Origin of the sequence: Pseudomonas kilonensis (assembly GCF_001269885.1) — a bacterium.
GTDB classification, from domain to species: Bacteria; Pseudomonadota; Gammaproteobacteria; order Pseudomonadales; family Pseudomonadaceae; genus Aquipseudomonas; species Aquipseudomonas kilonensis.
Map to the genome: position 1 here is coordinate 54,040 of NZ_LHVH01000001.1, position 21,763 is coordinate 75,802.

The window sequence follows — 21,763 nt, forward strand, 5'->3', positions numbered from 1 at the left end:
CCATGCAAAAGTTATCCACAGTACTGACCGCTGGGCTGTTGGCGTTGAGCAGTGTTTCGGCCTGGGCCGAGCAAAGCTGCGAAACGGTGAAGATGGCTGACCCAGGCTGGAGCGATATCGCCGCCACCAATGCCATCACCGGTTTCCTGCTGGATGGGATGGGCTACAAGGCCAAGGTCGACACCCTAGCGGTACCGATCACCTTCGGTGGCCTCAAGGATGGCCAGGTGGATGTGTTTTTGGGTAACTGGATGCCGGCGCAGCAGGGTTTCTATGACAAGTTCGTCGCCAATGGCGACGTCACGCAATTGGCCAAGAACCTGGACGGCACCGAGTTCACCCTGGCGGTCCCGGACTACGTCTGGGACGCCGGTGTGCATAACTTTGCCGACCTGAACAAATTCGCCGACAAGTTCGACAAGAAGATCTACGGCATCGGCTCCGGCGCTCCGGCCAACCTCTCCCTGAAAGAAATCATCAAGACCAATGACTTCGGCATGGGCGAGTGGAAACTGGTGGAGTCCAGCGAGCAGGCGATGCTGGCGGAAGTCTCCCGGGCGGTGAAGAAACAGAAGTTCGTGACCTTCCTCGGCTGGACCCCGCACCCGATGAACGTGCAATTGAAAATGCATTACCTCAAGGGCGGCGAGAAATACTTCGGCGACACCGGCAGTGTCTACACCCTGACCCGCAAAGGTTATGCACAGGCCTGCCCGAACGTGGGCAAGCTGCTGACCAACCTGAGCTTCACCCAGGACATGGAAAACAGCATCATGTCCGAGGTGGTGAACAACAAGGTCAGCAACGCCGATGCGGCCAAGGCCTGGATCAAGGCCAACCCGGCGGTCCTGGATAAATGGCTGGACGGTGTGAAGACCCTCGATGGCAAGGATGCGCTGGCGGCGGTGAAGGCCAAGCTCTGACGGCGGAGCACTGTCGCAAGGGGATTTATGTGGGAGCAAGGCTTGCCCGCGATGAAGACGACTCGGTCTTTCAGAGACCGAGGTGCCTGTTTCGCGAGCAAGCTTTGCTCCCACATAAATCCCCTTGCCACAGGGAGAACGGTGCCTTGTCCTGATACCCTTGTTTGCAAACCCCATCCTTGAGGCCCCATGGCAATCCCCACGCGCCGTTCACTCTTGCCTTTCCTGAGCTGGCTGCCCCGGCAGACCCGCGCCAGTGTCGGCCGTGACCTGATCGTTGGCCTGAGCGGCGCGATTCTCGCGTTGCCGCAGTCCATTGCCTACGCCCTGATTGCCGGTTTGCCACCGGAATACGGCTTGTACGCGGCGATCGTGCCGGTGCTGATCGCCTGCCTGTGGGGTTCGTCGTGGCACCTGATCTGCGGGCCCACGGCGGCGATTTCCATCGTCTTGTACGCCACCGTCAGTCCGCTGGCCGTCCCCGCCAGCCAGGACTACATCACCTTGATCCTGCTGCTGACGGTGTTGGCAGGCATTTTCCAATGGTTGCTGGGGTTGCTGCGTTTCGGGGCGCTGGTGAATTTCGTCTCGCATTCGGTGGTGCTGGGTTTCACCCTGGGCGCGGCGGTGGTCATCGCCCTGGGGCAGTTGCCGAACCTGCTGGGCCTCGACCTGCCGAACGAAGCCACGGCGTTGAGGGGGCTGCTGATGCTCGTCGACCACATCGGGGCTGTGGATAAGCCGTCGCTGCTGTTGGGGTTGGGGACCCTGGTCCTGGGTGTGGTGCTCAAGCGCTTGCTGCCGCGTTGGCCGAGCCTGTTGATAACTTTGGTCATCAGCAGCCTGGTGGTCTGGTTGTGGCCGGCGATGTTCGCGCATGTGGCGCTGGTCAGTGCCTTTGCCGGGCGCCTGCCGCCGCTCACGCTGTTGCCATTGGACCTGGAGCTGATCCTGCGTCTGCTGCCCGGGGCGGTCGCGGTGGGCATGCTCGGGCTGGTCACCAGCCTGTCCATTGCCCGCTCGTTGTCGGTACGTTCCGGGCAATTGCTCGATGCGAACCAGGAGGTGAGGGCGCAGGGGCTTTCCAACATCGTTGGCGGATTTTTCTCCGGATCATTGTCGGCCGGTTCCTTTACCCGTTCCGGCCTCAGCTATGAAGCCGGGGCCTGCTCGCCCCTGGCCGGGGTATTCTCGGCCTTGTGGGTGGCGTTGTTTGCGGTCGCCGGGGCGAACCTGATCGCGCACATCCCGATCCCGGCCATGGCCGGCAGCATTCTGCTGATCGCCTGGGGGCTGGTGGACCACCGCGGTATCCGGGCGTTGTACCGCGTGAGCCGCGCCGAATTCGTGGTGATGGGCCTGACCTGCCTGGCCACGTTGCTGCTGGAGCTGCAAACCGCTATCTACGCTGGCGTACTGGCCTCGTTGTTCTTTTACCTCAAGCGCACTTCACAGCCGCGGGTGCAGCATTTTCGCGAAGGGGAGGCGGAAATCCTGCGGGTCGGCGGCTCGATCTTTTTCGGCGCCAGCCATTACCTGCAAGCACGCCTGCAACGGTTGCAGGCGCAGCGGGTGGTCATCGATGCCCAGCAGATCAACTTTATCGATTATTCCGGGGTGGAAATGCTCCACCAGGAAGCCCGGCGCCTGCGCAGCCAGGGGCGTAGCCTGACCTTGCGCATGGCCCGGCCGCAGGTGGTGGAGGAGTTGTTGAAGCTGGAGGGGGCGCAGAAGTGCCCGATTCACTTCGAAGACTGAAAGGGCTCAGGTACACAAAACTTGGTGCAAGAGGACTTGTGGGAGCAAAGCTTGCTCGCGATGAATACGACGCGGTCTTTTGGAAACCGAGGCGCCTGCGTCGCGAGCAAGCTTTGCTCCCACAACAGCTTAAAGCGCCAACTGGCGGCGCAGCTCGGCCAGCACTGGCGCGGTGTCCGGGCGTACCCCGCGCCACAGGTAGAACGCTTCGCCCGCCTGTTCGGCGAGCATGCCCAGGCCATCCATCGCCACCGCCGCGCCGTGTCCCTTGGCCCAACGACAGAACGAGGTCGGTTCCTTGCCATACATCATGTCGTAGCAAACCGTCTTGCCGGGCTCGATCAGGCTGGCGGCAATCGGCGGTACATCCCCCGACAGGCTCGCGGAGGTGGCGTTGATGATCAGGTCCACCGGCTCTTGCAGCCAGTCGAACCCGCTGGCGGAGACCGGGCCCAGGTCGGCGAACAACTCGGCCAGCAATTCGGCCTTTTCCACCGTGCGATTGGCGATGATCACCGAGGCCGGCGCTTCGGCCAGCAGCGGTTCCAGGGCACCGCGTACCGCGCCGCCGGCCCCGAGCAACAGGATGCGCTTGCCCTTGAGGCTGAAGCCGGCATTGACGGTCAGGTCCCGGACCAGCCCGGCGCCGTCGGTGTTGTCACCCAGCAGACGACCGTCGGCCAGTTTGCTCAACGTATTGACCGCCCCGGCCCGCAGGGCCCGTTCAGTCAGGCTGTCGGCCAGGCGAAAGGCGTCTTCCTTGAACGGCACGGTGACGTTTGCCCCACGCCCCTCGCGGAAAAACGCCCGGGCGCAACCGGCGAAATCCTCCAGGGGCGCCAGCAGCGTGCTGTAGTCCAGGGTTTGCCCGGTCTGCTCGGCAAACAGGCGATGGATCAACGGCGACTTGCTGTGGCCGATCGGGTTACCCATTACAACGTAGCGGTCCATGGACAATCCTCGTTCAGGCCGTCGCCAGCCAATCGCGATCCTGCAGGAAGTACTCGGTCAGCCGCGCCTCTTCACTGCCGGGTTCGGCTTTCCAGTCGTAGCCCCAGCGCACTTGCGGTGGCAGGGACATCAGGATCGATTCGGTACGCCCGCCCGATTGCAGCCCGAACAGGGTGCCGCGGTCGTAGACCAGGTTGAACTCCACGTAGCGCCCACGGCGAAACTCCTGGAATTCCCGCTGTTTGGCGGTGAACGCGTCATGCTTGCGGCGGCGCACGATCGGCAGGTAGGCATCGATGTAGGCGTCGCCGATGGCGCGGATGAAGGCGAAGCAGGTGTCGAAATCCCACGCGTTCAGGTCGTCGAAAAACAGGCCGCCAATGCCCCGGGGCTCATTGCGATGCTTGAGGTGGAAATAGCTGTCGCACCAGGCTTTGTAGCGCGGGTACACCTCGGGGCCGAACGGCGCGCAGGCCTGCTCGGCGACACGGTGCCAATGGACGCAGTCTTCTTCGACGCCGTAGTAAGGCGTCAGGTCGAAGCCGCCGCCAAACCACCAGACCGGCTCTTCGCCTTCCTTTTCGGCGATGAAGAAACGCACGTTGGCGTGGGAAGTTGGCACGTGCGGGTTGTGCGGGTGAATCACCAGCGACACGCCCAAGGCTTCGAAGCCGCGCCCGGCCAGTTCTGGCCGATGGGCGCTGGCCGAGGGTGGCAGGCCGCTGCCGAAGACGTGGGAAAAGTTGACGCCGCCCTTTTCGATCACCGTGCCGTTCTCGATCACCCGCGTGCGACCGCCACCCCCGGCCGGCCGGGTCCAGGCATCTTCGACGAAGCGCGTGCCGCCGTCTTCGGTTTCCAGGGCGGCGCAAATACGGTCTTGCAGGTCGAGCAGGTAGGCTTTCACGGCCTCGGTGCGAGTGGACATGACATCACCTTGATCAGGGCTACGCTACGCGGCGTATGGCGGGCCGGTGGCAAATGGGCGCACAGGATACCACCGCACTTGCCCACACCACAGTTGACGACGGTCAAGCTTAGGAGTCCGATAGCGGGCTTGGTAAAAGTCCTGCGACAAGGAGAAAGTGAAGATGGCCAAACGTATCCAGTTCAATTCCCACGGCGGTCCCGAAGTGCTCGAGTACGTCGATTACTCGCCTGCCGAGCCCGGCCCGCAGCAGGTGCGCGTCAGCAACAAGGCGATCGGCCTGAATTTCATCGACACCTACTACCGCAGCGGCCTTTATCCGCCACCGGCATTGCCATCGGGCCTGGGCGCCGAAGGCGCGGGCGTGGTCGAAGCGATCGGCTCGGACGTCACGCGGTTCAAGGTCGGCGATCGAGTGGCGTACGGCAGCGGCCCGCTGGGGGCCTACAGTGATGTGCATGTGTTGCCCGAGGCCAACCTGGTGCATCTGCCCGAATCCATCAGTTTCGAACAGGCGGCGGGCGTGATGCTCAAGGGCCTGACCGTGCAGTATCTGCTGCGCCAGACCTATGAACTCAAGGGTGGCGAAACCATTCTGTTCCACGCCGCCGCTGGTGGTGTGGGTTCCCTGGCCTGCCAGTGGGCCAAGGCCTTGGGCGTGAAGCTGATCGGCACCGTCAGCTCGCCGGAAAAAGCCGCCATCGCCAAGTCCCACGGCGCTTGGGAAACCATCGACTACAGCAAGGAAAACGTCGCACAGCGGGTGCTGGAATTGACTGACGGCAAGAAGGTGCCCGTGGTGTACGACGGGGTTGGCAAGGACACTTGGTTGACGTCGCTGGACAGCGTCGCCCCCCGTGGCCTGGTGGTGAGCTTCGGCAACGCCTCGGGTGCGGTGGACGGGGTGAACCTGGGAATTCTCTCGGCCAAGGGCTCGCTCTACGTCACCCGCCCGACCTTGGCGACTTACGCCAACAACGCCGAAAACCTGCAACGCATGGCCGATGAACTGTTCGCAATGATCGCCAGCGGCAAGCTCACTGTGGACATCAACCAGCGTTACCCACTGGCGGAAGCGGCCAAGGCCCATACCGAGTTGTCGGCGCGGCGCACGACGGGGTCGACCATTCTCCTGCCTTGAGTTACAGGGTGTTTGTGATGGCCTCATCGCGGGCAAGCCTTGCTCCCACAGGGTATGTTCTGTGGAAGCAGGCCATGCCCCCCACAGGCTATGTTCTGTGGAAGCAGGCCATGCCCCCCACAGGCTATGTTCTGTGGAAGCAGGCCATGCCCCCACAGGGTATGTTCTGTGGAAGTTGGCCATGCCCCCACAGGGTATGTTCTGTGGAAGTTGGCCATGCTCCCACAGTCCATGCTCTGTGGAGGCAGATCTCCCACAGGTCATGCTCTGTGAAAGTAGGCCTCCCACAGGCCATGTTCTGTGGAAGTAGATCTCCCACAGGCCATGCTCTGTGGAGGCAGATCTCCCACAGGTCATGCTCTGTGAAAGTAGGCCTCCCACAGGCCATGTTCTGTGGAGGCAGATCTCCCATAGGCCATGTTCTGTGGAGGCAGATCTCCCATAGGCCATGTTCTGTGGAGGCAGATCTCCCATAGGCCATGTTCTGTGGAGGCAGATCTCCCACAGGTCATGCTCTGTGGAGGCAGATCTCCCACAGGTCATGCTCTGTGAAAGTAGGCCTCCCACAGGCCATGTTCTGTGGAAGTAGATCTCCCACAGGCCATGCTCTGTGAAAGTAGGCCTCCCACAGGCCATGCTCTGTGGAGGTAGATCTCCCACAGGCTATGCTCTGTGAAAGTAGGCCTCCCACAGGCCATGCTCTGTGGAGGTAGATCTCCCATAGGCCATGCTCTGTGAAAGTAGGCCTCCCACAGGCCATGTTCTGTGGAAGTAGATCTCCCACAGGCCATGCTCTGTGGAGGTAGATCTCCCACAGGCCATGTTCTGTGGAGGTAGATCTCCCACAAGCCATGCTCTGTGGAGGCAGATCTCCCACAGGCCATGCTCTGTGGAGGTAGATCTCCCACAGGCCATGCTCTGTGGAGGTAGGTCTCCCACAGGCCATGCTCTGTGGAGGTAGGTCTCCCACAGGCCATGCTCTGTGGAGGCAGATCTCCCGCAGGCCATGCTCTGTGAAAGTAGGCCTCACTCCCACAGGTTTTACTCTGTGGGAGCAAGGCTTGCCCGCGATGAACGATGACGCGGTATCAGTCCGGGCGCACGACCTTGCCAGTAGCGAGGTCGCGAATCACGCTGGGGTTCCTGCGCCCGCCCAGGTTGCCGCCCAGCACCAGGTCGATCTGCCCGCGGAAATACTGCTCGACGCGAATCCGCGTGCGCGCCGCCGGGCGTCCTTGGGGGTTGGCTGAGGTGGACACCAGCGGCCCCACCAATGAGCACAAATCGCGTACGGTGGGATGATCGCTGACCCGCAGCGCGACGGTGTCGTGCACCCCGGTGATCCATTCCGGCAGCAGGTTCTGGTGCGGCACCAGCCAAGTATTGGGCCCCGGCCAGGTGCTGGCCATGCGGTCCATCCAGGTTTCGGGGAAGTCTTCGAACAGAAAGTCGAACTGGTGGATGTTGTCAGCCACCAGGATCAGGCCTTTGTCGGGCAGCCGCGACTTGATCGCCAGCAGGCGTTCCACCGCCTCCTCGTTCCATGGGTCACAACCCAGGCCCCAGACCGCTTCGGTTGGATAGGCAATCACCGCCCCGGCGCGAATTTCTCGCGCGGCTTGTTGCACACGCCAACTGTTGACCATGAAAGATTCTCCCGCAACGCAAATAAGGCTGTGGGCAGTTTACCGATCTTCCCCATAAAACCTAGCGCGCAAACCAGCGTCCGTTGTCGCAGGTGGCGCGGCCTTCCATCTCCAGTTCGGTCAACGCCGCCAGCACTTTGGGCAAGCCCCAGCCACTGGCGTCGGCCAGCGCCTCACTGCTCAGCGGCGCGGCATGCAGCAGGCGCAGCAGCGGATGGGTCACGGGCACAGGCGCCGAGGCTGGCGACAACCGCTGCCAGCCGCGCAGCGCTTCGAGGATGTGCTCGACGGTTTCCACCAGCGCCGCACCGTCGCGGATCAACTGATGACAGCCCCGAGCCCCGGGGTGATGGATCGATCCAGGAATGGCATACACCTCGCGGCCCTGTTCCGCCGCCAGTCGCGCGGTGATCAGCGAACCGCTGGCGACACTGGCCTCCACCACCAGCACCCCCAGGGACAAACCGCTGATGATCCGGTTGCGCCGCGGAAAGTTGCTGGCGTGGGGCGGCGCGTCCAACGGGAACTCCGACAACACCGCGCTGCCCTGGGCAATCATCGCGTCCGCCAGCCGACGATTGCGCTGTGGATAAAAATTTTCCAGGCCGGTGCCCAACACGCCGACGGTGCGCCCGCCAACGTCCAACGCCGCCTGATGGGCCGCCGCATCGATGCCCAGGGCCAGGCCGCTGGTGATGACAAAACCGGCCCCGGCCAGGCTTCGGGAAAACGCCGCCGCGGTGTCCATGCCCGGCCGCGATGCCCGGCGACTGCCGACCATCGCCAGCTGGGGTTTTTCCAGGATCGAAGGGTCGCCAGCGACGAACAGCAGCGGCGGCGCGTCGCTGATCTGCGCCAGCAGCGCCGGGTAGTCGGGTTGGTCCCACATCAGTAAATGCTGGCCCGCACGCTCCAGCCAGGCCAATGCATGGGCGGCGCCGTCACGCACATCCGGGTTGCGCCGCGCCTCGGCACAGGCCAGCGGCAAGCCCAGCGCGCGCCAGGCGCTGGCCGGTGCACTGATGGCCTTGGAGGCCGAGCCGAAGGCCTCCATCAGCGTCATGAAACGTTTGGGTCCCAGCTCCGGCAAGCGGTGAAGGCGTAGCCGGGCCTCCAGTTCCGCAGGGGAAACCGGCGCAGATTCAGGCAGTGGCATGTGATCAATCCTTGATCGTTATGAGCCCCGTTCAAACGGGAACAAGCTGTGGATAACTCTGTTGGTAACTTGTGAGACCCGTTACGGATTACGGACCTTGTCGAGCACCGCCAACGAGCGCGATGCGTACAGCACCAGGCCATAGCTGAGCTTGTCGTAGGTGCGGAAAACCATCAGCAGGCCGGCCCGCTCGTCGGGGATCTTCACCCGCTCGCCCGTGATACGGTCGCGTACGGTTTCACCGGTCTTCATCACCGCCAGCACATTGCCTTCGGCCAGCCCGTCGCGCCGGCCCTTGTTCAGGGTGACCACGTCCAGCGCACCGATCTGGGTCACGCCCCGGGGCACGTCCAGGATCAACCCGTGGATGTCCGATTTCGGCGCGCTGGGCATGAAGGTCGAATTGATCGAGCGCTCTTCGCCGCTGAACAGGCGATCACCCAGGCGCACTTCCTGGGTGGTGCGTTGCAGGGCCAGGGTGGTGACATCGCCCTCGCTGGCGACCACCTCGCCGCCGCCGATGTCGTCGGCGTTGATGCCCAGGAATTCCTTGGTCTCGGGGTCGGTGTAGACCTTGCCCTGGCGAAAGATACCGTACGCCGTCTGGTTCGCATCGAACGAGCCACGGGCAAAGACCCGATCGCCCATGCCGCTGAGCACCCGTTCGGCATTGCCGGCGACGACGTAGGGAGCCTTGTTGAAATCCTCAGGCGTGTCGACGATGCGGTTGCTCAGCAGGAAGCTGTTGATGGCTTGCAGCGGAATGCTCGGGATGGCGTCGGCCACTGGCGAACTGCGAATGCGCGGCGACAGCTTGATGGTGCCGCGCGAGGTGCCGCGGTTGAGGGTCAGGCGCGGCTGGCCGTTGACGTAGACCAGCGACAGCGTGTCGCCCGGATAGATCAGGTTGGGGTTTTCGATCTGCGGGTTGGCCTGCCACAGCTCCGGCCATTTCCACGGCTCGCGCAGGTACTTGCCGGAAATGTCCCACAGTGTGTCCCCCGTCACCACCGTGTATTGCTGGGGAAAACCTTCCCGAAGTTGCACTTGCCCATGCGCGATACCGGCCGAGGCCAGGAGCAGCAGGGCGAGTAGTGATTTCCTCATGCGGTGAATCCCTTTATTATGTGCGTTCGCGTAAAACGCCAGAGCCCCCGTGGCTCGCTGCTTAAGGAGCTATTCTCCACAAGCGCATCGTTTTACAACGGTAGCCTGCATCCCAAGACACGCCAGGCGAGCCACCCGACTTTACCTCACACGTGCATTTATCAAGCTTATGGCCATTTTGAACATTCTCGAATTTCCGGACCCGCGCCTGCGCACTATCGCCAAACCGGTGGCCGTAGTGGACGACGAAGTGCGTCAGTTGGTCGATGACATGTTTGAAACAATGTATGAAGCGCCAGGCATCGGCCTCGCCGCGACCCAGGTCAACGTGCACAAGCGTATCGTCGTCATGGACCTCTCCGAAGACCGCAGCGAACCGCGGGTGTTCATCAACCCCGAGTTCGAAACCCTGACCGACGAGATGGACCAATACCAGGAAGGCTGCCTCTCGGTACCGGGCTTCTACGAAAACGTCGACCGCCCACAGAAGGTCAAGATCAAGGCCCTGGACCGTGACGGCCAGCCTTATGAACTGATCGCCGAAGGTTTGCTGGCGGTGTGCATCCAGCACGAGTGTGACCACCTCAATGGCAAGTTGTTCGTGGATTACCTGTCTACCCTCAAGCGTGACCGCATCAAGAAAAAACTGGAAAAACTTCATCGCCAGAATGCTTGATGCCCCCCTTCAAAGGCTTGCCGCGGCAAGCCTTTTTCTTTTTGCGACTGCTTTGTAATTGAGAGCTACCCATGACTGAGCCACTGCGCATCGTCTTTGCCGGCACTCCCGAATTTGCCGCCGAACACCTCAAGGCCCTGCTGGCCAGCCCCCATGAAATCGTCGCGGTCTACACCCAGCCGGACCGGCCGGCCGGTCGCGGGCAAAAACTGATGCCCAGCCCGGTCAAGCAACTGGCCCTGGAGCACGGTATCGAGGTGTTGCAGCCGCCGACCCTGCGCGACGCGCAAGCCCAGGCCGAACTGGCGGCGCTCAAGCCGGACTTGATGGTGGTGGTCGCCTACGGCCTGATCCTGCCGCAAGTGGTGCTGGACATCCCGCGTCTGGGTTGCATCAACAGCCACGCTTCGCTGCTGCCGCGCTGGCGCGGTGCCGCGCCGATCCAGCGCGCCGTGGAAGCGGGCGATGCCGAGAGCGGCGTGACCGTGATGCGCATGGAAGCCGGCCTGGACACCGGGCCGATGCTGCTCAAGGTCAGCACCCCCATCAGCGCCGACGACACCGGTGGCAGCCTGCACGACCGCCTCGCGCTGATCGGCCCACCAGCAGTGATCCAGGCGATTGCCGGCCTGGCCGCAGGCACGCTGGAGGGCGAGGTGCAGGACGACAGCCTCGCCACCTACGCGCACAAACTGAACAAGGACGAAGCCCGCATCGACTGGAGCCGCCCAGCCGTTAAGCTGGAGCGCCTGGTGCGCGCCTTCAACCCTTGGCCGATCTGCCACAGCACCTTGAACGGCGAAGCCCTGAAAGTGCTGGCGGCCAGTTACGCCGAAGGGAAGGGCGCACCCGGTGAAATCCTCAGCGCCAGCAAGGATGGCCTGGTCGTGGCCTGCGGTGAACAGGCGCTGTGCCTGACGCGCCTGCAACTGCCCGGCGGCAAGGCACTGAATTTCAGCGACCTGTTCAACAGCCGCCGTGAGAAATTCGCCGTCGGCACCGTCCTCGGCCAAGCGACGGACGCCTCATGAACCCGCGTCTGGCCGCCGCCAAGGCACTTGCCGCCGTCCTCAGCGGCAAAGCCTCCCTCAACAGCTCCCTGCCGACCCAACTGGACAAGGTCGAAGACCGTGATCGCGGCTTCACCCAAGACCTGGCGTTCGGCACCGCCCGCTGGCAGCCGCGGCTGTCGGCCCTAGCGGCCAAGCTGCTGCAGAAGCCGTTCAAGGCCGCCGATGCCGACGTCGAGGCGCTGCTGCTGGTGGGGCTCTATCAACTGCTCTACACCCGCGTCCCGGCCCACGCCGCCATCGGCGAAACCGTGGGCTGCGCCGACAAGCTGAAGAAGCCTTGGGCCAAGGCCCTGATCAATGCCGTGTTGCGCCGCGCCCAGCGGGAAAGCGAAACCCTACTGGCCGAGCTGGAGCACGACCCGGTAGTCCGCACGGCGCACCCGCGCTGGTTGCAGAAATCTCTGAAGGCGTTCTGGCCCGAGCAATGGGAAGCCATCTGCGCCGCCAACAATGCCCACCCGCCGATGATCCTGCGGGTCAACCGCCGCCACCATACCCGCGACGCCTACCTGGCGTTGCTGGGCGAGGCGGGCATCCCGGCCATCCCGTGCCCGTACAGCCGCGACGGCATCGTCCTGGAAACCCCGGGCGATGTGCGTGCCTTGCCGGGCTTTGCCGAGGGCTGGATCAGCGTCCAGGACGAAGCCGCCCAACTGGCCGCCGACCTGCTGGAACTGGCGCCCGGCCAACGGGTGCTGGACGCCTGCTGCGCGCCGGGCGGCAAGACCTGTCACATCCTCGAGGTCGAGCCGAAGCTGGCCGGTGTGGTGGCGGTGGACCTGGAAGCCAAGCGCCTGGTGCGCGTGAAGGAAAACCTCGAGCGTCTGGGCCTGGAGGCTGAGCTGATCGCCGCCGACGGCCGCGACACCGCGACCTGGTGGGACGGCAAGCCGTTCCAGCGCATCCTCCTCGACGCCCCATGCTCGGCCACCGGCGTGATCCGCCGCCATCCGGACATCAAGCTCACCCGCCAGCCGGACGACATTGCCGCGCTGGCCGTGTTGCAGGGCGAACTGCTCGATGCCCTGTGGCCAACCCTGGACGTGGGCGGCATGCTGCTCTACGCCACCTGCTCGACCTTGCCGACCGAGAACACCGACGTGATCGACGCCTTCCTCGCCCGCACCCCAGGCGCACGGGAGCTGGACATTGCCAGCCAGGCCGGCCTGAAGCAGCCCCATGGCCGCCAGTTACTGGCCCAGGAAGGCGGTCATGACGGGTTCTACTACGCCAAGCTGATCAAGATCGCCGCCGCACGCGGTTAAGACCGATTCGATAGGAGTGACTGGATGAAAATCATCATCCTCGGCGCAGGACAAGTCGGCGGTTCGCTGGCGGAACACCTGGCCAGCGAGGCCAACGACATCACCGTGGTCGACACCGACGGTGAGCGCCTGCGCGACTTGGGCGACCGCCTCGACATCCGCACTGTGCAAGGCCGCGGCTCGTTGCCGACGGTGCTGCGCCAGGCCGGCGCCGACGACGCCGACATGCTGGTGGCCGTGACCAACAGCGACGAAACCAACATGGTCGCCTGCCAGGTCGCCCACACGTTGTTCCACACCCCGACCAAGATCGCCCGGGTGCGCGAAGCGTCCTACCTGACCCGCGCCGACCTGTTCGACAACGAAGCGATCCCGGTGGACGTGCTGATCAGCCCTGAGCAGGTGGTGACCAACTACATCAAGCGCCTGATCGAGCACCCCGGCGCCTTGCAGGTGATCGACTTTGCCGAAGGCAAGGCACAACTGGTGGCGGTCAAGGCCTACTACGGTGGGCCGCTGGTGGGCCAGCAACTGCGCCAGTTGCGCGAGCACATGCCGAATGTGGATACCCGCGTTGCAGCGATTTTCCGCCGTGACCGGCCGATCCTGCCCCAGGGCGACACGGTGATCGAAGCCGACGACGAAGTGTTTTTCATCGCCGCCAAAGCGAACATTCGCGCGGTCATGAGCGAAATGCGCCGCCTGGACGAGAACTACAAGCGCATCGTCATCGCTGGCGGCGGGCAGATCGGCGAGCGCCTGGCCGAAGCCATCGAAAGTCGCTACCAGGTCAAGATCATCGAGATGAACCCGGCGCGCTGCCGCTACCTCTCCGACACCCTCGACAGCACCGTGGTGCTGCAGGGCAGTGCTTCGGACCGCGACCTGCTGCTGGAAGAAAACATCGCCGACGCCGACATCTTCCTGGCCCTGACCAACGACGACGAAGCCAACATCATGTCGTCGCTACTGGCCAAGCGCCTGGGGGCGAAGAAGGTCATGACCATCATCAACAACCCGGCTTACGTCGACCTGATCCAGGGCGGCGACATCGACATCGCCATCAGCCCGCAACTGGCAACCATCGGCACCTTGCTGGCCCACGTGCGCCGCGGCGACATCGTCAGCGTCCACTCCCTGCGCCGCGGCGCGGCCGAAGCCATCGAAGCCATTGCCCACGGCGATGCCAAGTCCAGCAAAGTGATCGGCAAAGCCATCCGCGACATCGGCCTGCCACCGGGCACCACCATCGGCGCGATCATCCGCGACGAACAAGTGCTGATCGCCCACGACGACACCGTGATCCAGACCGGCGACCATGTGATCCTGTTCCTGGTGGACAAGAAGCACATTCGCGACGTCGAGAAGCTGTTCCATGTGGGGTTGAGTTTCTTCTGACCACCACGGATCGTTCCCACGCTCTGCGTGGGAATGCCTCTACGGACGCTCTGCGTTCGGCTCTTGAGGGGACGCAGAGCGTCCCGGGCTGCATTCCCACGCAGAGCGTGGGAACGATCTTAGTCATGAGGAGTTTTTAAAATGCTCGACTCCCTGGAAAAAATGCTCGCCAAGGGCGTGGACAACGCCCTCCTGCGCTTCGGCCTCGGCAAAGGCTACCTAGACCTAGGCGAATTCCCCCGCGCCGCCGAACACCTCCAACGCTGCGTCGAATTCGACCCCAAATACTCAGCCGCCTGGAAACTCCTAGGCAAGGCCCACCAAGGCCAAGGCAACCTACCGGCAGCCCGCCAAGCCTGGCAACAAGGCCTGGAAGCCGCCCGAGCCCACGGCGACAAACAAGCCGAAAAAGAAATGACCGTATTCCTCAAAAAACTGGATCGCCACCCCTGAATGCCACGCACCTGTGGCGAGGGAGCTTGCTCCCGCTTGAGTGCGCAGCACTCACAAAAAAGCCCACCACGTTCTCAATACCAGCCCGCCAACCAGCCAACACACAAAACCCCTGTGGCGAGGGGATTCATCCCCGCTGGGCTGCGCAGCAGCCCCAAATAGCCAGCGCGGACAGAGACTTCTCGCTAATAGATGTCTGCTATCGGCCAAAAGCGGTCCTACACGATCGTTTAGAAACATTCCATGACTAACTACCAAACACCATAGCGAAGATCGGGGGGCAAGATGTCCCCCCTTCAATCAGAGTGGTTGGTAAGCTTCCAGTTTAACTTTTTGGCATTTTATCGGTTTGCAGCAATTAGAGTAGCAGCGAACATGGAAAATTCTTTACTGCCACTACCTTCTTGATCCAATGCTGCGAGAAGTACTTGGCGCACGGTATCACTGGCGGTGCGGTAACACGCGTCTATAGCATTTTGTAGCTCATTTATCCGAATGCCACGCCTCTCAATGAGTTCAGGCCGATTAAGATCGACGGTGATAATTGTTAGAGCCCCTCTTTCACTTCCAGCCTTATGACGCAACAGAGGTCCAAATGCCAGAAGATGTTCGTTAGGATCCTCAGAATAGGGGTCCACTAGCGGACAAGCGTCATCAAATTCATCATTTTTTGAGTTATTACAACGCGCACAACAATATCCTAAGTTGCTCCACTCAAACTTTAACTGCGGAAACTTACCTTGAGCCTTAGGACGTATATGCTCCACATCCCCAAAATACACATGAGACACTTGGCTTTCACAATACATGCACTTACCGTGTGATGCGTTTTGCAAAGCTTCTTTGTTTTCAGGATGTTTATAGTTCGTTCGAAGCGCTACAGGGTTCGGGCATTGCGGCCGATTTAAACGTCTCATTTCCTGGCCTCTGCAATTTCCCCTATCGCTTGAGGAAACAAGCGCCCGAGACCAGCGGCATCCAACTCCGAACGCAGCTCCGCCAGAGATTCGATAGTAGGGTCAGAATCCGTATGTTTTTGCAGAATTGCGGCGAGCTTCCCTACAGCCCATGCCGGCAAAGTAGTGGAAACACCAAGTACTTCGTCGAGTACATCGACAGCGTTCTTAACCTCTGTATTGAAATTAAGTAGAAACGAGTTTATTTTTTTTGACTGATTATATCTAAGTGCGTAGACATATGAATCTTCTACAGAAGTAACGATTAAGGGGCTATGGGTGCTGACAATAAATTTCGCGTGTGGAAAAGCTCTTAGGAGGCTTGGTAAAAGCGTTCTCTGCATACTGGGGTGAAGGTGATTCTCGACTTCGTCAATCACTACCGCGAATGGCTCTTTCTTGTCTGTGTCGAACATGTAAATCTGCCAAGCGATATCAATAAGTGCGGATATCCCCCCGGAAGCAGTCTCTAATAGAAACTCATCAGCCCCTCCATTGCAGCAAAACACAATTTCGTAGTCTCTAACTTCAAGATCTTCAAAACCCAAGGTTTGTGGAAGTATAAGTCTTAGTACGTCACGGAAACCTTCAAAATTTTTAATTTGTTGCGGATCCGAAGGCATGATTATTTTTGTAGCGCTACGCACCCCGTAACCGTTGACCATCCACCCTAACAAAGTAGTTTTCATAACATAACTGGAAGGATCGGGTGCGCCGCCCGCGTGCCTTTGCAGTTGATTACTCTGAATTTCTTGAAATGCCGCCTCACGCTCCTTGCGAAAAGTGCCGATCTGGTGAACACGTCGGTAGGAGAAGGTCTGACGGTGAGACGGAATGTAGAAAAAACGAGCAGGCTGCTGGTCGTGAATCTCAATATTATATTGAGGGCCGCCAGCCTCCGGCACTAACAATCTCGCAACTGAGTTGTTCGTGTAGGTGATTCTTCCAATTTCTCTGTCGGTGTTAGCCCCTTTCCCAAAGTTGCGAAATAGGGAGAAATACTTCAAACCTTTAGTTATCAAATCTGTTTTAGGTGTGGCGAGAGATATTTGTGACCACCCTAGTTGCTTTGCCAAAAGTGAGAGGATGGTTGTTTTGCCGCAGCCATTTGCGCCGGTAATAATAGTTGCACGAGGATGAAAGCTAATGTCCACTTCAGCGAACTGCTGCCAATCGGTCAATACTAATCTTGCGAAATCCATGTCTTTTCTTCCTCGCTGGCTGATCGAATTATTTTCGTCTAGACGGGGGCATTCAGGTGGCGTTGATCCTAAACCAAAATCTGGGCAAACGCTTTATCTCCGCTTCTTTATTGTTTCGCTCCTCAAAAGTGGTTTCCATTCAGCCGTCCTGAATAGCCCACCCGCTTATGTTGACAAATCGACGGTCGACTCCTACTGGTGCTGGCCGGCCCAAGCGGTACAGTGAGAGGGCGAAGAATCGACCCAAATGATCGGTTATCCGACTGTCTGCTACTGGCCGCTTTCGGTCACTCTCGGAGGGCGCAGGCAAAAAGAAACCCGGCGCAGAACACCGGGTTTTTCCATTGGCAAACCTTTACCTACTGCCGCGGCTCCACATTATCCAACACCCGATTCGCCAACAACGAACTCAGCTCAATCAACTGCTGAATCCCCTGCGCCACATGACGCCTCGATCCCTCCAGATCAAACGCCAAGTCACTCACCATTGCATCCGCCGAAGCCAACGTCTCAGTGAGGTTGGCAAGCAAACATTCGTTATCGAGACCTTTCACGACGGCGTATAGCTGCCCTGGTTTGGGGTCGTCTTTGGATTTATCCGGTTTCGGTAGCAGGTAGTGATCGAGCACCCGTTTGGTGGTTTCGTCTTGCTGCTTGGCTTTGGATTTTGCGGAGGTAGAGCTGGAATCTGCTTCTGGCGGATTCGGAGTTATTTTGAACATCGGTGTGACCCTCATAGTAGGCCGCACCATTTCGCTACTAAACGGAAGGGTGGCGGCTGTGCGCAAGTTAGTAGACCGGTGATCACACCAAACCCGGCGCGCCCGAGGGCGCCATGCACACAGCCACCATCAAGAACAGGCAGATACCTGACTGATAGAGCTTGTACAACCGAGATGTGAACCGGGCTACTAAACCCGACCACTGATGGGCAGTGGCAGGAAGACAATAAAACCCCGGGACAAGGCGCACAAGCGGGCGGATTCTGGCTTAGTTGTAGGCAAAGGCGCAAGGATGCGTAGCTTGATAGTGGGGTGTAGGTGAGGGCTGTAGGAGAGAGGTTTTTTGGTGATGCGGGTGGGGTGTTCTGCGCTGGAACTGGGGTGATTTCATCGCGAGCAGGCTCGCTCCCACAGGGTTTTGTGTGGCACACAGTATTTATGAACACCACCGAAAAAGTGTGGGAGCGGGCTTGCTCGCGAAGGCGTCGGAACATTCAACATTGATGCAAGCTGATCCACCGTATTCGCGAGCAAGCCCGCTCCCACAGGGGATTTGCGGTAGCCAGGGAAATCGAACTCACCTCCTGATCAGAATGTGAGCTAGCTCGCTTGCGATAGCTATCTGCGAAAATGAGGGCGGTCTGAAAAAACTGGACCGCCACCCCTGAGCCACCCCTCAGCCCCCTTGATTGTTGCAGTTGGCCGCGTGCTTGAGGTACGTCAGGGCTTTCTGTTCACCCATTGAATCGAGGTAGGTGATTTGCGCATTCACCAACCCGCAGGTCTGGCCACTGTCTTCAGTCAGCGAGATCACTTTGTCGATGTCCAGGTGGGTGCCGTAGACGTAGGTTTCGCTGGCGGCTTTGTCCTGGGCCATGGCGGGTAATGCGCCGGCGCTCAGGGCAGTGATCAGGCAAGCGGTAGCGATGGTTTTCAGGTTCATGTTCGTTTCCCTTCAATGAGTTCGATGGCGTCGTCGAGGCGATGCTTGTTGTCTCGATGGCGCTCATTAAAAGCCCGTGAGGTATCTCGGCTGTGTCGAAAAACGCCGTGATTGGATGCGTACGTATCTGAGGTGAATTGCGATACAGATCGATACAATCGCCACTGTTTTTGCTTGGCTCGGGCTTGATCTCGGGCTGGATAAGCTGAACGACGGTGCGCTGCCAACTGGCAACCGGGCATCGTCACACTGCGCAACAGATGCGCGCATTTCGGAGAGCAGGGCATGGAACATGTCGATCACGTATTGATCGTGGATGATGATCGGGAGATCAGGGAGCTGGTCGGCAACTACCTGGTGAAGAATGGTCTGCGCACCACCGTGGTCGCCGATGGTCGGCAGATGCGGGCCTTTCTCGAAGCCAATCAGGTGGACCTGATCGTGCTCGACATCATGATGCCGGGGGATGACGGGCTGCTGCTGTGCCGCGAACTGCGCGCCGGAAAGCATAAGGCGACACCGGTGCTGATGCTGACGGCTCGCAGCGACGAGACCGACCGCATCATTGGCCTGGAAATGGGTGCCGACGATTACCTGGCCAAACCCTTCGCGGCCCGGGAGCTGCTTGCGCGCATCAACGCGGTGCTTCGGCGCACCCGCATGTTGCCGCCCAACTTTGTCGTCAGCGAAAGCGGGCGGATGCTCAAGTTCGGCCGGTGGCGCCTCGACACCACCGCCCGCCACCTGCTCGATGAAGACGACACGCTGGTCTCGCTGAGCGGCGCCGAGTACAGGCTGCTGCGGGTATTTCTCGATCATCCTCAGCGGGTACTGAGCCGCGATCAGTTGCTCAACCTGACCCAGGGCCGTGACGCGGACATCTTCGACCGTTCCATTGATTTGCTGGTCAGCCGCGTGCGCCAGCGCTTGCTGGATGACGCGCGCGAGCCTCTCTATTTAAAGACGGTGCGCAATGAAGGCTACGTCTTTACCTTTGCGGTCGAAATGCTTGAGGAGCAGGCATGAAACTCGCGTTGCAATGGCCGCGCACGCTGGCCTCGCGGCTGTGGCTGGTGTTCCTGGTCGGTCTGATACTCGCCCAGGCCCTGACGTTCGCAGCCCAATACTACGAACGCTACGAAAGCACCAAGACGGCCATGTTGGGCAATTTCGAGCACGACACGGCGACCTCCATCGCCATCCTCGACCGTCTGCCTGCCGCCGAGCGCCTGGAATGGACCAAGCGCCTGCAGCGTCGCAACTATGATTATTTGCTGCGCGAACATGATGCTGGCATCCCGCTCACCTCCAACGATCTCGCGGCGACAGCGGCGCAATCCCTTCAAGTCTCGCTGGGCCGCAACTATGACCTGACCATTGTCGAGATTCCGGGCCCTCGCCAGCATTTCCAAGCCCAGGTGCGACTGGCGGACGGCAGCCCGGTGACCATCGATGTGCGTCCCTCGGTCAGGCCGTTGTCGCCCTGGTTGCCCTTTGTCCTGTTCGGTCAGTTGCTGTTGATGATCGGCTGCACCTGGCTTGCCGTGCGGATCGCGATACGCCCGCTCAGCCGTTTGGCCGAGGCGGTCGAGAACCTCGACCCGAACGCCCATCCCGTGCCGTTGGATGAAACCGGTCCACGGGAAGTGGCCTACGCCGCCCGCGCCTTCAACAGCATGCAGGCGCGTATCGCCGCTTACCTGAAAGAGCGCATGCAGTTGTTGGCGGCCATTTCCCATGACTTGCAGACGCCCATCACGCGCATGAAGCTGCGCGCCGAGTTCATGGACGACTCGGTCGAGAAAGACAAACTGGGCAACGACCTCAACGAAATCGAGCACCTGGTGCGCGAGGGTGTCGCTTATGCGCGCAGTGTCCATGGTGCGACGGAGACCAGTTGCCGCATCAGTCTGGATTCTTTTCTCGACAGCCTGGTATGTGACTACCAGGACACCGGTCGGGAGGTCGTTCTGCGCGGCCAGAACGGCGCGATCATCGAGACAAGGCCCCATGCGCTGCGGCGTGTTCTGGTAAATCTGGTGGATAACGCGCTGAAGTACGCCGGCACCGCCGAGGTGGAAATCCGCGGTGATGCAAGCACTGGCGTTTCCATCAGCGTGCTTGACCGAGGGCCGGGCATTCCTGAGGAGATCCTGGCAGAGGTGGTCAAGCCGTTCTATCGGGTGGAAAGCTCACGCAATCGCAGCTCTGGCGGCACCGGCCTGGGCCTTGCCATCGCCCAGCAGTTGACCGTCGCGATTGGTGGTTCACTGAGCCTGCGCAACCGTGACGGCGGCGGGCTTTGCGTGACCCTCGACTTCGGCGTCGATCAGTAGGCCGCGCGGGCTGCACGTCAAGTGCAGCCTTTTTTCCGACTCATTCGGGTGTATTTGTAAGCCACTGTATCCAGCGCATCTACAGACTCAAAACAACGCATAACCGCCGGGTGTCGAACATCTCCGGTATACATGCCCTTGCAAGAATGCTCCCCATCAACTCGCCATCGGATTCCCCGCATGGCGAGTCCTGACCTAAGGAGATCTTGCCATGAATACCCAGTCCTCCCGCGCTCAAGCAGCCAACCCAGCTCAGGCCGGCAGCTATATCACCACCCAGGACGGCGTACAGCTGTATTACAAGGACTGGGGTCCGAAAGATGGGCCAGTTGTCACCTTCAGCCATGGCTGGCCGCTGAATTCCGATAGCTGGGAATCACAGATGCTGTTCCTGGCGGACCAAGGCTATCGGGTGATCGCCCACGACCGCCGCGGCCATGGCCGTTCCAGCCAGCCGTGGGAAGGTAACGACATGGATCACTATGCCGATGACCTGGCCACTGTGATCAACACCCTGGATCTTAACGATGTCACGCTGGTGGGTTTCTCAACCGGTGGTGGCGAAATCACCCGCTACATCGGCCGCCACGGCACCGATCGGGTGAAGAAGGCCGCACTGATCAGCGCCGTCCCGCCGATGATGCTCCAGACCGAAGACTACCCAGGCGGCCTGCCGATCGAGGTGTTCGACGGCCTGCGCAAGGCCTCGCTGGACAACCGCTCGCAGCTGTATCGCGACATCGCGTCCGGCCCGTTCTTTGGCTTCAACCGCGACGGGGCGAATGTCTCCCAGGGGCTGATCGATTCGTTCTGGGTGCAGGGCATGCAAGCGGGCCACAAAAACACCTATGACTGCATCGCGGCGTTCTCGGCGACGGACTTCCGCGCCGACTTGGCTGCGTTCGATGTGCCGACACTGATCGTGCATGGCGATGACGACCAGATCGTCCCGATTGACGCTTCCGCCCATGCCGCCGCCGAGCTGGTGCAGAACGCCGAGTTGATCGTCTATCCGGGCGCGCCGCACGGCCTGACCGACACCCACAAGGACCGCCTCAATCAGGATCTGTTGGATTTCCTGGGCAAGTAAGCCCATCGCACCCGGCAGCGTTACCCATCCAAATGAATG

At 60.7% G+C, this 21,763-nt stretch carries 20 protein-coding genes; 11 read left to right on the forward strand and 9 right to left on the reverse strand.

Annotated elements, in window-relative coordinates; translation table 11 throughout:
* The first annotated feature begins 2 nt into the window (after positions 1-2).
* Both choX and AD662_RS00260 read left to right on the forward strand, forming a co-directional pair.
* The gene (choX, locus tag AD662_RS00255) at positions 3-923 is read left to right on the forward strand and encodes a choline ABC transporter substrate-binding protein (RefSeq protein ID WP_018602678.1); all 921 of its coding nucleotides are present in this window, start codon (positions 3-5) and stop codon (positions 921-923) included.
* A gap of 189 nt (positions 924-1,112) precedes the next feature.
* Positions 1,113-2,681, forward strand: a complete 1,569-nt coding sequence (locus AD662_RS00260) for a SulP family inorganic anion transporter (RefSeq protein ID WP_018602676.1) — start codon at positions 1,113-1,115, stop codon at positions 2,679-2,681.
* Positions 2,682-2,810: 129 nt separating this feature from the next.
* Here AD662_RS00260 and aroE read toward each other — a convergent pair whose 3' ends face one another.
* A complete protein-coding gene (aroE, locus tag AD662_RS00265; RefSeq protein WP_024617011.1) occupies positions 2,811-3,632 on the reverse strand; it encodes a shikimate dehydrogenase in 822 nt (273 codons plus the stop codon).
* 13 nt (positions 3,633-3,645) lie between these two features.
* Complete coding sequence (gene hemF, locus AD662_RS00270) at positions 3,646-4,560, reverse strand: oxygen-dependent coproporphyrinogen oxidase (protein ID WP_024617012.1); 915 nt, start codon at positions 4,558-4,560, stop codon at positions 3,646-3,648.
* A gap of 163 nt (positions 4,561-4,723) precedes the next feature.
* On the opposite strand from hemF, the gene AD662_RS00275 reads away from it, so the two are divergent.
* The gene (locus tag AD662_RS00275) at positions 4,724-5,701 is read left to right on the forward strand and encodes an NADPH:quinone reductase (protein WP_053184814.1); all 978 of its coding nucleotides are present in this window, start codon (positions 4,724-4,726) and stop codon (positions 5,699-5,701) included.
* A gap of 1,088 nt (positions 5,702-6,789) precedes the next feature.
* Here the strand turns inward: AD662_RS00275 and tsaC are convergent.
* The 3 genes from tsaC to AD662_RS00290 all read right to left on the reverse strand — a co-directional run bounded on the left by tsaC (position 6,790) and on the right by AD662_RS00290 (position 9,610).
* Entirely contained in the window at positions 6,790-7,347 is a 558-nt protein-coding gene (gene tsaC / locus AD662_RS00280; protein WP_018603585.1) for an L-threonylcarbamoyladenylate synthase type 1 TsaC, read from the reverse strand.
* Between the two features lie 61 nt (positions 7,348-7,408).
* Positions 7,409-8,503 (reverse strand): DNA-processing protein DprA, encoded by a 1,095-nt coding sequence (gene dprA / locus AD662_RS00285; RefSeq protein WP_053184817.1) that lies wholly within the window; start codon positions 8,501-8,503, stop codon positions 7,409-7,411.
* A gap of 81 nt (positions 8,504-8,584) precedes the next feature.
* Positions 8,585-9,610 carry a LysM peptidoglycan-binding domain-containing protein gene (locus AD662_RS00290; RefSeq protein ID WP_024617015.1) on the reverse strand — a complete coding sequence of 342 codons (1,026 nt, stop codon included), beginning with the start codon at positions 9,608-9,610 and terminating at the stop codon, positions 8,585-8,587.
* A 169-nt stretch (positions 9,611-9,779) separates the two neighbouring features.
* Here AD662_RS00290 and def point away from each other — a divergent pair, with 169 nt between their 5' ends.
* From def to AD662_RS00315, 5 genes are all read left to right on the forward strand, one after another.
* Positions 9,780-10,286, forward strand: coding sequence for a peptide deformylase (gene def / locus AD662_RS00295; RefSeq protein WP_003196300.1), 507 nt, complete (start codon positions 9,780-9,782; stop codon positions 10,284-10,286).
* Positions 10,287-10,357: 71 nt separating this feature from the next.
* Positions 10,358-11,317, forward strand: a complete 960-nt coding sequence (fmt, locus tag AD662_RS00300; RefSeq protein WP_053184820.1) for a methionyl-tRNA formyltransferase — start codon at positions 10,358-10,360, stop codon at positions 11,315-11,317.
* The gene (rsmB, locus tag AD662_RS00305) at positions 11,314-12,624 is read left to right on the forward strand and encodes a 16S rRNA (cytosine(967)-C(5))-methyltransferase RsmB (RefSeq protein ID WP_053184823.1); all 1,311 of its coding nucleotides are present in this window, start codon (positions 11,314-11,316) and stop codon (positions 12,622-12,624) included. The genes fmt and rsmB overlap by 4 nt, the downstream gene beginning before the upstream one ends.
* A gap of 24 nt (positions 12,625-12,648) precedes the next feature.
* Positions 12,649-14,022: a Trk system potassium transporter TrkA gene (gene trkA, locus AD662_RS00310; RefSeq protein ID WP_014335854.1), complete on the forward strand. Its 1,374-nt coding sequence runs from the start codon at positions 12,649-12,651 to the stop codon at positions 14,020-14,022.
* Positions 14,023-14,163: 141 nt separating this feature from the next.
* The gene (locus tag AD662_RS00315) at positions 14,164-14,475 is read left to right on the forward strand and encodes a tetratricopeptide repeat protein (protein ID WP_053184825.1); all 312 of its coding nucleotides are present in this window, start codon (positions 14,164-14,166) and stop codon (positions 14,473-14,475) included.
* A gap of 341 nt (positions 14,476-14,816) precedes the next feature.
* Here the strand turns inward: AD662_RS00315 and AD662_RS27945 are convergent, their stop codons facing one another.
* The 4 genes from AD662_RS27945 to AD662_RS00330 all read right to left on the reverse strand — a co-directional run bounded on the left by AD662_RS27945 (position 14,817) and on the right by AD662_RS00330 (position 18,298).
* A complete protein-coding gene (locus AD662_RS27945) occupies positions 14,817-15,392 on the reverse strand; it encodes an HNH endonuclease (RefSeq protein WP_074849534.1) in 576 nt (191 codons plus the stop codon).
* Positions 15,389-16,633: an AAA family ATPase gene (locus tag AD662_RS00320; protein WP_053184827.1), complete on the reverse strand. Its 1,245-nt coding sequence runs from the start codon at positions 16,631-16,633 to the stop codon at positions 15,389-15,391. Before AD662_RS00320 ends, AD662_RS27945 begins: the two co-directional genes overlap by 4 nt.
* 359 nt (positions 16,634-16,992) lie before the next feature.
* Entirely contained in the window at positions 16,993-17,355 is a 363-nt protein-coding gene (locus AD662_RS00325; RefSeq protein ID WP_053184871.1) for a DUF6124 family protein, read from the reverse strand.
* 676 nt (positions 17,356-18,031) lie between these two features.
* The gene (locus AD662_RS00330; protein ID WP_053184831.1) at positions 18,032-18,298 is read right to left on the reverse strand and encodes a DUF2790 domain-containing protein; all 267 of its coding nucleotides are present in this window, start codon (positions 18,296-18,298) and stop codon (positions 18,032-18,034) included.
* Positions 18,299-18,583: 285 nt separating this feature from the next.
* On the opposite strand from AD662_RS00330, the gene AD662_RS00335 reads away from it, so the two are divergent.
* The 3 genes from AD662_RS00335 to AD662_RS00345 all read left to right on the forward strand — a co-directional run bounded on the left by AD662_RS00335 (position 18,584) and on the right by AD662_RS00345 (position 21,724).
* Positions 18,584-19,324 (forward strand): response regulator, encoded by a 741-nt coding sequence (locus tag AD662_RS00335; RefSeq protein WP_018600898.1) that lies wholly within the window; start codon positions 18,584-18,586, stop codon positions 19,322-19,324.
* A complete protein-coding gene (locus tag AD662_RS00340) occupies positions 19,321-20,634 on the forward strand; it encodes an ATP-binding protein (RefSeq protein ID WP_053184835.1) in 1,314 nt (437 codons plus the stop codon). Before AD662_RS00335 ends, AD662_RS00340 begins: the two co-directional genes overlap by 4 nt.
* A 211-nt stretch (positions 20,635-20,845) precedes the next feature.
* Positions 20,846-21,724 carry an alpha/beta fold hydrolase gene (locus AD662_RS00345; protein WP_018600894.1) on the forward strand — a complete coding sequence of 293 codons (879 nt, stop codon included), beginning with the start codon at positions 20,846-20,848 and terminating at the stop codon, positions 21,722-21,724.
* Positions 21,725-21,763: the final 39 nt, after the last annotated feature.

What these genes read in the sequence shown, in the direction of transcription:
- choX (WP_018602678.1), top strand. Translation starts at nt 3, where the DNA reads ATGCAAAAGTTATCCACAGTACTGACCGCTGGGCTGTTGGCGTTGAGC.
- AD662_RS00260 (WP_018602676.1), top strand. Translation starts at nt 1,113, where the DNA reads ATGGCAATCCCCACGCGCCGTTCACTCTTGCCTTTCCTGAGCTGGCTG.
- aroE (WP_024617011.1), bottom strand. Translation starts at nt 3,632, where the DNA reads ATGGACCGCTACGTTGTAATGGGTAACCCGATCGGCCACAGCAAGTCG.
- hemF (WP_024617012.1), bottom strand. Translation starts at nt 4,560, where the DNA reads ATGTCCACTCGCACCGAGGCCGTGAAAGCCTACCTGCTCGACCTGCAA.
- AD662_RS00275 (WP_053184814.1), top strand. Translation starts at nt 4,724, where the DNA reads ATGGCCAAACGTATCCAGTTCAATTCCCACGGCGGTCCCGAAGTGCTC.
- tsaC (WP_018603585.1), bottom strand. Translation starts at nt 7,347, where the DNA reads ATGGTCAACAGTTGGCGTGTGCAACAAGCCGCGCGAGAAATTCGCGCC.
- dprA (WP_053184817.1), bottom strand. Translation starts at nt 8,503, where the DNA reads ATGCCACTGCCTGAATCTGCGCCGGTTTCCCCTGCGGAACTGGAGGCC.
- AD662_RS00290 (WP_024617015.1), bottom strand. Translation starts at nt 9,610, where the DNA reads ATGAGGAAATCACTACTCGCCCTGCTGCTCCTGGCCTCGGCCGGTATC.
- def (WP_003196300.1), top strand. Translation starts at nt 9,780, where the DNA reads ATGGCCATTTTGAACATTCTCGAATTTCCGGACCCGCGCCTGCGCACT.
- fmt (WP_053184820.1), top strand. Translation starts at nt 10,358, where the DNA reads ATGACTGAGCCACTGCGCATCGTCTTTGCCGGCACTCCCGAATTTGCC.
- rsmB (WP_053184823.1), top strand. Translation starts at nt 11,314, where the DNA reads ATGAACCCGCGTCTGGCCGCCGCCAAGGCACTTGCCGCCGTCCTCAGC.
- trkA (WP_014335854.1), top strand. Translation starts at nt 12,649, where the DNA reads ATGAAAATCATCATCCTCGGCGCAGGACAAGTCGGCGGTTCGCTGGCG.
- AD662_RS00315 (WP_053184825.1), top strand. Translation starts at nt 14,164, where the DNA reads ATGCTCGACTCCCTGGAAAAAATGCTCGCCAAGGGCGTGGACAACGCC.
- AD662_RS27945 (WP_074849534.1), bottom strand. Translation starts at nt 15,392, where the DNA reads ATGAGACGTTTAAATCGGCCGCAATGCCCGAACCCTGTAGCGCTTCGA.
- AD662_RS00320 (WP_053184827.1), bottom strand. Translation starts at nt 16,633, where the DNA reads ATGGATTTCGCAAGATTAGTATTGACCGATTGGCAGCAGTTCGCTGAA.
- AD662_RS00325 (WP_053184871.1), bottom strand. Translation starts at nt 17,355, where the DNA reads ATGTTCAAAATAACTCCGAATCCGCCAGAAGCAGATTCCAGCTCTACC.
- AD662_RS00330 (WP_053184831.1), bottom strand. Translation starts at nt 18,298, where the DNA reads ATGAACCTGAAAACCATCGCTACCGCTTGCCTGATCACTGCCCTGAGC.
- AD662_RS00335 (WP_018600898.1), top strand. Translation starts at nt 18,584, where the DNA reads ATGGAACATGTCGATCACGTATTGATCGTGGATGATGATCGGGAGATC.
- AD662_RS00340 (WP_053184835.1), top strand. Translation starts at nt 19,321, where the DNA reads ATGAAACTCGCGTTGCAATGGCCGCGCACGCTGGCCTCGCGGCTGTGG.
- AD662_RS00345 (WP_018600894.1), top strand. Translation starts at nt 20,846, where the DNA reads ATGAATACCCAGTCCTCCCGCGCTCAAGCAGCCAACCCAGCTCAGGCC.